Below are 9,708 nucleotides of genomic sequence, written 5' to 3'. Positions count from 1 at the left end.
GAGACCCACCCCCCCGCGGGCGGGCTGGGGGGGGGGGGGGGGGGCCCCCCGCGGGGGCCCCCCCCCCCCCCCCCCCCCCCCCGGGGGGGGGCCCCCCCCCCCCCCCCCCCCCCCCCCCCCCCCCCGCGGATCAGCGGCTGCCGCCGCCGATCATCGGATCGTCGCCGCGGTCGACCGTGCCCCGCTCTGCCCCCTCCGTGGAGGAGCCCGTGGTGTAGCGACCCGGGTCCGACTCGTCGACCATCACGTCGTCCCGGACCTCGTCCGCGGGAGGCTGCGGAACCACGGCGACCCCCTCGGGCCGGGTCGGGGGCACCTGCTCGTGCGGCTGCTGCTCGCCGCTCTTGGACCCGGCCGCGACGGCGCCCGCGGCGGCGGCCGCGACCCCGGCCACGGCGGCCGCGCCCGCGGCGACCGCCTTGCCCGACACCCCGGCCTTGCCGCTGTCCCCCCGGGACGGGAAGGCGGCGTTCACCCCGGGCGTGCCGACGTCCTCGCCGGGGTTGATCGTCCCGCGCCAGCCCCCGGTGGCGTAGCCCTCGCTCTCCACCAGCTCCTTGAACCGCCGCAGGTCGGACTCGACCTGCCGCTCCACGACGCCCAGCTTGTCGCCGACCTTCTCCACGAGCCCCTCCGGCTCGTACTCCAGCGACAGGTGCACGAGCGTGGCGCCCGCACCCACCGGCTGGAAGCGCACCGCCCCGGCGTTGGTCGCGCCCTCCGTCGCGGCCCACGCGACCTTCTGGTCGGGAACCTGCTCCAGGATGGTGGCGTCCCACTCCCGCCGGACGCCGGCTATCTCGGCCACCCAGTGCAGGCGCTTGTCGCCGTGCTGTCGGACTTCCTTGACCCCGCCCATGAAGTGCGGGAAGTCCTCGAACTGGGTCCACTGGTTGTAGGCGGTCGTCACCGGTACGTCGACCTGGATCGACTTCTCAGCCTTCGTCGTCATCGTTCGTCCTCCCATGGTGAGTTGCGTCACTCACCCACCGCCTACCCGCACTCCGGCCCGCCGACGCCCCCTGATGCGGAACGCCCGGAGATGCGGCGCCGGGCCACCCCGCCGTTCGTGCCCCGCCGCCGCCCTCCACCAGGCCGGGTCAGCTCACGTGGTGCACCTCCGGCAGCCCGTACACCGGCGTCGGGATCCCCTCGTAGCGCGCCTTGAGCTGCAGCGCCAGGTAGAGGGAGTAGTGCCGGGACTGGTGCAGGTTGCCGCCGTGGAACCACAGCGCCTCCTGCCGGGTGGGCTTCCACATGTTGCGCTGCTCGCCCTCCCACGGCCCCGGGTCCTTGGTGGTGTCCGAGCCCAGGCCCCACACCTTGCCCACCCGGTCGGCGACCTCCTGGCTGATGAGGTCGGCCGCCCAGCCGTTCATCGACCCGTAGCCGGTGGCGTAGACGACCAGGTCGGCGGGCAGCGCGGTGCCGTCGTCCAGGACGACGGCGTCCTCGGTGAGGCGCACCACCTGGCCGTGCGCCAGCTTGACCCGGCCGTCGGCCACGAGCTCCGCGGCGCCGACGTCGATGTAGTAGCCCGAGCCGCGGCGCAGGTACTTCATGAACAGGCCCGAGCCGTCCTCGCCCCAGTCCAGCCAGAAGCCGGCCTTCTCCAGCCGGTCGTAGAAGTCGGCGTCCTTCTGCTTCATCTGCTCGTACAGCGGGATCTGGAACTCGTGCAGGATCCGGTACGGCAGCGAGGCGAAGATCAGGTCCGCCTTCTCCGTCGTCACCCCGGCGGCCACCGCCTCCTCCGAGTAGAGCGCGCCGAGCCCGATCTCCATGAGGCTGTCGCTCTTGACGATGTGCGTCGAGGAGCGCTGGACCATGGTCACGTCGGCGTCGTGCTCCCACAGCGCCCCGCAGATGTCGAAGGCGGAGTTGTTGCTGCCGATGACGACGACCTTCTTGCCGGCGTAGGCGTCGGGCCCGGGGTGCGCCGACGAGTGCTGCTGGTCACCGCGGAAGACGTCCTGCCCCGGGATGACGGGGATGTTCGGCTTCCCGGACATCCCGGTGGCCAGGACGACGTGCTTCGGCCGCAGGGTGAGCGGCTTGCCCTCGCGCTCGACCTGGACGGTCCACTCGCCCTTCTCCTCGTCGAAGGTCGCCGACGTCGCCGTGGTGCTGCCCCAGTAGGGCACCTCCATGACCTTGACGTAGCTCTCCAGCCAGTCGCCGATCTTGTCCTTGGGCGAGAACACCGGCCAGTTGTCCGGGAACTTCAGGTAGGGCAGGTGGTCGTACCAGACCGGGTCGTGCAGGCAGAGGGACTTGTAGCGCCCGCGCCACTGGTCCCCCGGCCGCGGGTGCTTGTCGACGACGAGCGCCGGCACGCCGAGCTGGCGCAGCCGGGCGCCGAGGGCGATGCCGCCCTGCCCGCCGCCGATGACGAGGACGTAGGGCTGGACGCCGACGCCGAGATCGGCCTCCTCCTGCTCGCGGCGCTCCAGCCAGGTGCGGCGCTCCTTGTTCGCCCCGTGCTCGGCCCCCATCGGCCGGGCCGGGCCGCGCGGCTCCTCGTGGCCCTTCAGCTCCGACAGGGTGGTCAGCAGCGTCCACGCCCTCGCCTCGCCGTCCTCCTCGACCAGCCGCACCAGCCCGCGCCCCCGGCCGACCGCGGTCTCGAACGCGAACCAGGCGGTGGTCACCCCGTCGGCCTCCTCCGGCGGCTCGTCGACGGTGAAACCCCGGGGATCGGTCCCGTCGAGCGTCGCGCTGAGCAGGTCGGCGACGCCGGCCGGGTTCTCGACGGTGGTGATGTTCCAGGTGAAGGAGACGAGGTCGCGCCAGAAGCTCGTCCCGGCGAACATCCCGGCGGCGCGCGCCACGTCTCTGGCCCGCAGCGCCTCCTCGAAGCCGGTGAGCCAGCGGTGCGCCCGCTGCTCCGGGGTCTGCGTGGGCGTGTCCAGGGTCTGGGTCATGCGCTGCTCCTCCTCCGGGCACCGGACGGCGTGGTGTGATGTGCAGCACAACGCCCCGCGGCCCGTGGGGGAAGCGTTGCAGCGAGTTGCACGCCCCCGGCCGCGGCGCCCGCCCGGAGGAGGTGGACGTGGCCGGCTACTCGGCGATCGCTCCCGGGACCGACCTGGCGGAGCACGCCCGGGTGCTGGTCCGGGTGCACGACGCGGTGATCGCGGGCGGGCGCCCGCCGGTCCGCCCGCGGGGCGTGGTCGCGCGCTCGTGGTCGAGGGTCCTGGGCCTGGGCCTCGACGCCTCCCGCTCCAACGCCCGGGAGCCGCTGCCCCTGGAGGAGGTGGAACGGCGCCGCCGTGCCAGCCCCCTGTCGCTGGTGGTCGGCGAGCTCCGGCAGGTGCTGGGCAGCGTCGCCGAGGCCTCCTCCTTCCTCGTGGTGGTCACCGACGCGGACGGCGTGATCCTCTGGCGGGAGGGGTCCGCGCGGCTGCGGGTGCGGGCGGACGCGCTCGGTTTCGCCGAGGGGGCGCGTTGGACGGAGGCCGCGGTCGGCACCAACGCGATCGGGACCGCCCTGGCCGAGGCCGCGCCGGTGCAGCTGTTCTCCGCCGAGCACTTCGAGACGGCCCAGCACCCCTGGTACTGCACCGCCGCGCCGCTCCACCACCCCGTGAGCGGGGAGCTGCTCGGCGTCGTGGACGTCAGCGGGCCGGCGCTCACCCTGCACCCGGTGATCGGCGCCCTCGTGGAGACCGCCGTCAAGCTGGCCGAGTCCCAGCTGTGGCGTCACCACGAGCACCGCCTGGAGCGGCTGCGCCGGTCGGCCCGCGCCGCGCTGGAGACCGTCCATGGCCCCGTCCTGCTGGTCGACGACGACGGCTGGGTCGCGCACCGCTCGGGCATCGCGGTGCGCGACCGCATCGAGGTGCCGCGGCCCGACCGGCTGGTCGCCGTCCCGGGGCTGGGGCTGTGCACCCCCGAGCGGATCGGCGAGGGCTGGCTGGTGCGCCCGCGCGGCCCCGGCGCCGACATCGTGGCCGAGCTGCACCTGACCGGCCCGCCGGTGCTCCGGTTGCGGACCGGCGCCGGGTCGTGGCGGACACCGCTCACCCGGCGCCACGCCGAGGTCCTCGTGCTGCTGCAGCGGGCCGGTCGCTCGGGGCTGACGGCCGCGGGGCTGAGCACCGCCCTCTACGGCGACGAGGACCACTGCGTGACGGTCCGCGCGGAGGTCTCGCGGCTGCGCCGGGTCGTCGGCGGCCTCGTGGCCACCGCCCCCTACCGGCTCGCCGACGGCGTCACCCTCTCGGTCGTCCGCTCCTGACGAGCTGCGGAGGGGGGTGCCCCGGTCAGCCGCGGCGGCCGAGGATGCGGCGGAGCAGCCCGGGCCTCCGCGGCGCCGGAACCGGTGCGGGCGACCCGGCCGCCACCGGGGGCGCCGCCGGCGGCACGGCTGCGCCGCGAGCCGCGGAGCGGGCACCGGCGGCGGCGACCCGGGAGCGGTCCCGGTGCTCGTGGGCGATCCGCTCGTGCGCCAGGTAGTGCTGGAGGCTCTCCGGCGCGAGGCGGCTGCCGCGCGCGGCGACGTCGTGCCGCGCCGCCCGCTCGCAGGCGCGCTTCTCCGCCTCGGTCATCTGGAGCGGATCCCACCCGCCGCGCCGCCGGCCGGTCTCCCCCGGGGGCTGAGGCGTTCCGCTGAGGACGGTCATGACGGCTCCTCTCCTCGCTGGGTGCCGACCAGCCTGGACCCCGCCGGCGCCGCGGCACAGGGCCGCAGGTCACTCCGCGCGGGCGGGCGGGCACGGCGGGCTCCGGTCGCGCGGGGGCGGCCGCCGGGGCAGGGTCGGGGGGACGTCGACGCGACGAAGGCTGCCGGGAGGACGAGTGCGCATCCACCTGCTCGCCACCGGCGGGACGATCGCCAGCCGGCGCGGACCGGGCGGGCTGGCCTCGGTCACCCCCGCCGCCGACCTCCTCGCCGCCGCGGGCACGCCGCCGGGGTTCGAGGTGACGACCAGCGACCTGAGGACAGTGGGCAGCTTCGCGCTGACGACCGCGCACCTGCGGGAGCTCGTCGCGGAGGTGCGCCGCTGCCTGGCGGCCGGCGTCGACGGCGTCGTCGTCACGCACGGAACCGACACCATGGAGGAGTCGGCGTTCCTCGCGGACCTGGTCCACGACGACCCGCGGCCGGTCGTCTTCACCGGCGCCCAGCGCCCCTTCGACTCCCCCGCCCCCGACGGTCCGCGCAACCTCGCCGACGCCCTGCGCGTGGCCGCCTCCCCGGCCGCCGGGGGTACGGGGGTCCTGCTCCTGTTCGACGGCCTCGCCTTCGCGGCGCGCGGGGTGCGCAAGGTGGAGACCCTGCGCAGCGGCGCCTTCGCCGCACCGGGCCGCGGCCCGGTGCTCCGGGTGGACGGCGAGGCGGTGACGGCGCTGGCCCGTCCGGTTCGCGGCGCCCCCCTCCCCCTCGACCTGGGGGCGGACCTCCCCCGCGTGGACGTCGTCCCGCTCTACCTGGGGACCGACGACGTGCTGCTCCGCGCCGCGGTGGCGGCCGGCGCGGCCGGCCTCGTGCTGCAGGCGTTCGGCGCGGGCAACGCGACGCCGGCGGTGGCGGCCGCCGTGGCGGAGCTGGCCGCCGGCGGGATGCCGGTGCTGGTGTGCTCCCGCGTCCCGTCGGGCCCGGTCGCCCCGCTCTACACCGGGGGCGGGGGCGCCGACCTCGCCCGGGACGGCGCGCTGCTCGCCGGTGACCTGAGCCCGTGGCAGGCCCGCCTGCTGCTCGCCGCCGCGCTCGCCGTCGCCCCCGACGACCCGCTGGCACTCGTCGCCGGCCACCTGGCGGCCGGCGACCCGGCACCGGACCGAGTGGATGGAGAGCAGGGATGAGCAAGGAGATCTTCGTGGCCTTCGGCGTCGACGTCGACGCCGTCGGTGGCTGGCTCGGCTCGTACGGCGGGGAGGACTCCCCCGACGACATCTCCCGCGGGGTCTTCGCCGGCGAGGTCGGCGTGCCGCGTCTGCTGGAGCTGTTCCGCCGCCGGGAGCTGCCGACCACCTGGTTCTGGCCCGGCCACTCGATCGAGACGTTCCCGGAGCAGTTCGACGCCTGCGTCGCCGCCGGCCACGAGATCGGCGTCCACGGCTACAGCCACGAGAACCCGATCGCGATGAGCCGCGAGCAGGAGCAGGCGGTGCTCGACCGCTGCATCGCGCTGATCGAGGAGCGGGCCGGCCGCCGGCCGACCGGCTACGTGGCCCCGTGGTGGGAGTTCAGCGGCGTCACCAACGAGCTACTGCTCGAGCGGGGGATCACCTACGACCACTCGCTCATGCACCGGGACTTCGAGCCCTACTACGTCCGGGTCGGTGACTCCTGGACGAAGATCGACTACGACGCCCCGGCGGAGAGCTGGATGGAGCCGCTGGTCCGCGGGGAGGAGACCGACCTCGTCGAGATCCCGGCGAACTGGTACCTCGACGACCTGCCGCCGATGATGTTCATCAAGTCCAGCCCGAACAGTCACGGCTTCGTCAACCCGCGGGACATCGAGCAGATGTGGCGGGACCAGTTCGACTGGGTGCACCGCGAGATGGACTACGCGGCGTTCACCATGACCATCCACCCCGACGTCTCCGGGCGCCCGCAGGTGCTGCTGATGCTCGAGCGGCTCATCGACCACATCAACGGTCACGACGGCGTCCGCTGGGCGACCTTCGACGAGATCGCGCAGGACTTCCTCCGTCGCTCGCCCCGCGGCTAACGCCGGCTCCGGGCCGGCTCCCGCGAGCCGGCGGCGATCACCCCCGCCCACCCGGGGGGCGCGGCGGCGCCGGCGCCGAGGAGCACCGTCGCCGCCGCGACCAGCAGGGCCGCCGGGAGCCCGGGGCCCGCGGCCACCGCACCGAGCGCCACGGCGCCGAGCGCCTGGCCGGCGGTGAGGCCCACGAAGAGGAGCGCCGCGGCGGCTGCGGCACCGTCGGGGCGGGCGCGAGCACCCCAGGCGATCAGCACGCCGCTGAGCGCCACGAAGGCGCCACCGAAGACCGCCAGCGCGATGCCGGCGAGCCACGGGACGCCGGGCCGGACGGCGAGCAGCGCGGAGGCCGCCGCCGCCAGGACCAGGGCGGCCCGCCAGGCAGCGCGCACCCCGTACCGCTCGACCAGCGCGCCGCTGACCCCGCCGAGCAACCCCGCCGCCCCCAGGACGCACCACAGCGCCCCGCTCACCCCGGCGGACAGCTCACCCGCCCCGGTCAGCAGGTCCCGCCCGAACGTCCAGACGCCGGCGCACCCCGCGCCCGCGAGGACCGCGGCCACGGTGGGCCGGCCGAGCCCGCGCCAGGGCCGGCCGGCCGGGTGGGGCAGCGCGCCGGGGCCCGGCCAGCGGGCCGCCCGGTCGGCGGCCCAGGTCACCAGCACCGCCAGGACGGCGAACACCAGCCAGGCCTCCCGCCAGGCCGCGGGGGCGGCGAGCACCAGCAGGCCGCCGGCCACCACGCCTGCTCCCGTGCCGCTGTTGACCACGCCCTGGGCTCGCCCCTCGCTCGCGGGCGGGACCGAGGCGGCGATCGCGGCCACCAGCGCGGGTGTCGCGGCGCCCGCCCCGCTGCCGGCGATCAGCACCCCGACCGCGAGCACCGCGGTGCCCGGTGCGACGGCGACCACCACGGATCCGGCCGCGGCGCTGCCACCGGCGGCCCACAGCGCGGCCCGCCCGTGGCCGCGCGCGACCAGGAGGGGCGCCAGCAGGGCGGCGGCGCAGTAGCCCAGGTAGCCCCCGGCCGCGAGGGCGCCCGCGGTGCCGCCCGAGAAGCCGAACTCGGTCCGGAACTGCGGCAGGTAGAGGCCGAACCCGTACCGGGCCAGCCCGTAGGTGACCGCGATGACGGCGAGACCGGCGCTGATCAGCACTGCAGGCCGCACCGGGACGGGCCCGCCAGACGCACGTAACGATCGTTTCGCCATAACGTTCGTTACCGTAGTGCCGTGCCCCGGACCCCCGCGACCGCGACGGCGCGCGAGCGGCTGCTTTCGGCCGCGGCGGAGCTCTTCTACGAGTCGGGCATCGCCGCGACGGGCGTCGACGCCGTGCTGCGGCGGGCCGGCGTCTCCCCGGCCACCATGTACGCCCACTTCGCCGGCAAGGACGCGCTCGTGGCCGCCTACCTGGAGCAGCGGCACCACCGGTGGCGCGCGGTGTGGGACGAGGTCCTCGCCGACAGGGACGACCCTCGCGACCGGCTCCTGTCGGTGTTCGACGCGCTCGCCCGTTACCGGGAGAGGTCGGGTGACCGCCGGGGCTGCGGATTCCTGGCCGCCGCCACGGAGCTGCCGGCCGGCCATCCCGGCCAGGTGTGGCTGGCGGCGGACTCCGCGTTCCTCACCGGGCGGTTGCAGGACCTCGCGGGCACCGCCGGCGCCGACCGGCCGGCGGAGCTCGCCGCGGACCTCCTGCTGCTCTACGACGGCGCACTGGCCGGGCTCGCGAGACGGGCGACCACCCCGGGGCCGATCGGCGACGACCCCCTCGGCCGCGCCCGCGCCACCGCGCGCCTGGTCCTGGCGACCCGGCTCCCCGACCGGTGAACCGCTGCCGCCGTCCGCCCCGACGACGCAGGAGAGGGGCGGCCCCCGGAGTGCGGAGCCGCCCCTCTCGTGCGTGCCGGATGCGTCAGCGGGTGGAGCAGGTGAGGTACGTGAAGCCCTCCTGAGCGGCCTCGAAGGGGTCGTAGGTCGGGTCGCCGAAGCGGGGGTCGTGCTCGACGACGTAGTACCGGGTGCTGCCGCCGGCCGCTCGGAAGACCTCCGAGAAGTCGATGTCACCGCGGCCGACGATCTCGATCCGCCGGTCCATGTCCTCGTTCAGGTCCTTGACGTGGAAGAGCCGGATCCGGTTGCCGTACTCCTGGATGACGTCGATCGGGTCGACACCCGCGAAGACCGCCCAGTACAGGTCGAGCTGGGAGACGACGTGCCGCCGCTCGGAGTGCTGCATCAGGATGTCGAAGGCGGTCCGATCACCGAAGGTGGTCTCGAACTCCCAGTTGTGGTTGTGGATCATCAGCCACTGGCCGGCCTTGCGGGCCTGCTCGCCGACCGCGTCGAGGTACTCGGCGTAGGCGATCCACTCGGCCTCGGTCTCGAGCTGCGGGGTGCCGCCGGAGCCGAAGTACTGCACGCCCAGGACGCGGTTCTCCTGGAGGATCTGCTCGATGTCCGCCGGCTCGTCGGGGGTGCCGACGTCGACGTGCCGACCCGAGGCCTTGAGCCGGTACTCGCGCAGGAGCGCCGCGTACTCCTCCGCCGACATGCCGCTCAGGGTGAAGGGCTCGACGTTCCGGTAGCCCATCTCGCTGAGCCGGCGGAGGACCTCCTCGTGCCGGGCCTGCGTGGCCTCGTCGGTGCCGAAGCCGATGTGCTCGGCGAAGGTCCACAGCTGGATGGAGACCATGCGTGCCGGCACCGCCCGGTCGACGCAGTCGGAGTTCCCGTGGGCTCCGGTCGAGGGCGGAGCCGCGCTCGCCGTGCCGACGAGGCCGAGGAACAGCAGTGAGGTCAGGGCGGCGAACAGCACTGCCCGCAGGGGGCGGTGGCTTCTCTTCAAGGTCGTGGATCCTCTCGAGTGGGGTGGCGATCGCTCGTCGTCGACCGCAGTCCGCGTGACCCGTGCCGCCCGCTGCGGAGCCCCTCGGGACTCCCGACCGTCACCGGTGGCTCCACGCCTGCGCCGAAGACCGTGTGCTGCGCCACAGAAGCTAGCAACACTTCTGCGCGACGGAAAGCGG

The 9,708-nt window shown here is 75.2% G+C and carries 9 protein-coding genes; 4 read left to right on the top strand and 5 right to left on the bottom strand.

Going from position 1 to position 9,708, the window contains the following annotated elements; genetic code table 11:
- Positions 1–130: 130 nt before the first annotated feature.
- Positions 131–952 carry an SRPBCC family protein gene (locus tag ACI794_RS16750; RefSeq protein ID WP_456616922.1) on the bottom strand — a complete coding sequence of 274 codons (822 nt, stop codon included), beginning with the start codon at positions 950–952 and terminating at the stop codon, positions 131–133.
- Between the two features lie 148 nt (positions 953–1,100).
- The gene (locus ACI794_RS16745; protein WP_456616921.1) at positions 1,101–2,924 is read right to left on the bottom strand and encodes a flavin-containing monooxygenase; all 1,824 of its coding nucleotides are present in this window, start codon (positions 2,922–2,924) and stop codon (positions 1,101–1,103) included.
- 128 nt (positions 2,925–3,052) lie between these two features.
- On the opposite strand from ACI794_RS16745, the gene ACI794_RS16740 reads away from it, so the two are divergent.
- Entirely contained in the window at positions 3,053–4,240 is a 1,188-nt protein-coding gene (locus ACI794_RS16740; protein ID WP_456603605.1) for a transcriptional regulator, read from the top strand.
- A gap of 25 nt (positions 4,241–4,265) precedes the next feature.
- Here the strand turns inward: ACI794_RS16740 and ACI794_RS16735 are convergent, their stop codons facing one another.
- Complete coding sequence (locus tag ACI794_RS16735) at positions 4,266–4,625, bottom strand: hypothetical protein (protein ID WP_456616920.1); 360 nt, start codon at positions 4,623–4,625, stop codon at positions 4,266–4,268.
- 175 nt (positions 4,626–4,800) lie between these two features.
- Between ACI794_RS16735 and ACI794_RS16730 the strand changes: the two genes are divergently transcribed.
- Positions 4,801–5,808 (top strand): asparaginase, encoded by a 1,008-nt coding sequence (locus ACI794_RS16730; RefSeq protein WP_456616919.1) that lies wholly within the window; start codon positions 4,801–4,803, stop codon positions 5,806–5,808.
- A complete protein-coding gene (locus tag ACI794_RS16725; protein WP_456616918.1) occupies positions 5,805–6,683 on the top strand; it encodes a polysaccharide deacetylase family protein in 879 nt (292 codons plus the stop codon). The genes ACI794_RS16730 and ACI794_RS16725 overlap by 4 nt, the downstream gene beginning before the upstream one ends.
- Here ACI794_RS16725 and ACI794_RS16720 read toward each other — a convergent pair.
- Positions 6,680–7,834, bottom strand: a complete 1,155-nt coding sequence (locus ACI794_RS16720; RefSeq protein ID WP_456616917.1) for an MFS transporter — start codon at positions 7,832–7,834, stop codon at positions 6,680–6,682. The two genes, ACI794_RS16725 and ACI794_RS16720, sit on opposite strands and share 4 nt — an antisense overlap.
- A gap of 75 nt (positions 7,835–7,909) precedes the next feature.
- Here ACI794_RS16720 and ACI794_RS16715 point away from each other — a divergent pair, with 75 nt between their 5' ends.
- The gene (locus ACI794_RS16715; RefSeq protein ID WP_456616916.1) at positions 7,910–8,509 is read left to right on the top strand and encodes a TetR/AcrR family transcriptional regulator; all 600 of its coding nucleotides are present in this window, start codon (positions 7,910–7,912) and stop codon (positions 8,507–8,509) included.
- Between the two features lie 85 nt (positions 8,510–8,594).
- On the opposite strand, the gene ACI794_RS16710 is transcribed toward ACI794_RS16715, so the two are convergent.
- Positions 8,595–9,527: a sugar phosphate isomerase/epimerase family protein gene (locus ACI794_RS16710; RefSeq protein WP_456616915.1), complete on the bottom strand. Its 933-nt coding sequence runs from the start codon at positions 9,525–9,527 to the stop codon at positions 8,595–8,597.
- Positions 9,528–9,708 lie beyond the last annotated feature (181 nt).

It is taken from the genome of Blastococcus sp. SYSU DS0541 (assembly GCF_054050875.1).
The sequence above is the reverse complement of the archived record's forward strand: the minus strand, read 5'-3'. Positions and strand labels throughout refer to the sequence as shown.

Coding starts and splice junctions, on each gene's coding strand:
- ACI794_RS16745 (WP_456616921.1), bottom strand. CDS start 2,924: ATGACCCAGACCCTGGACACGCCCACGCAGACCCCGGAGCAGCGGGCG.
- ACI794_RS16750 (WP_456616922.1), bottom strand. CDS start 952: ATGACGACGAAGGCTGAGAAGTCGATCCAGGTCGACGTACCGGTGACG.
- ACI794_RS16735 (WP_456616920.1), bottom strand. CDS start 4,625: ATGACCGTCCTCAGCGGAACGCCTCAGCCCCCGGGGGAGACCGGCCGG.
- ACI794_RS16725 (WP_456616918.1), top strand. CDS start 5,805: ATGAGCAAGGAGATCTTCGTGGCCTTCGGCGTCGACGTCGACGCCGTC.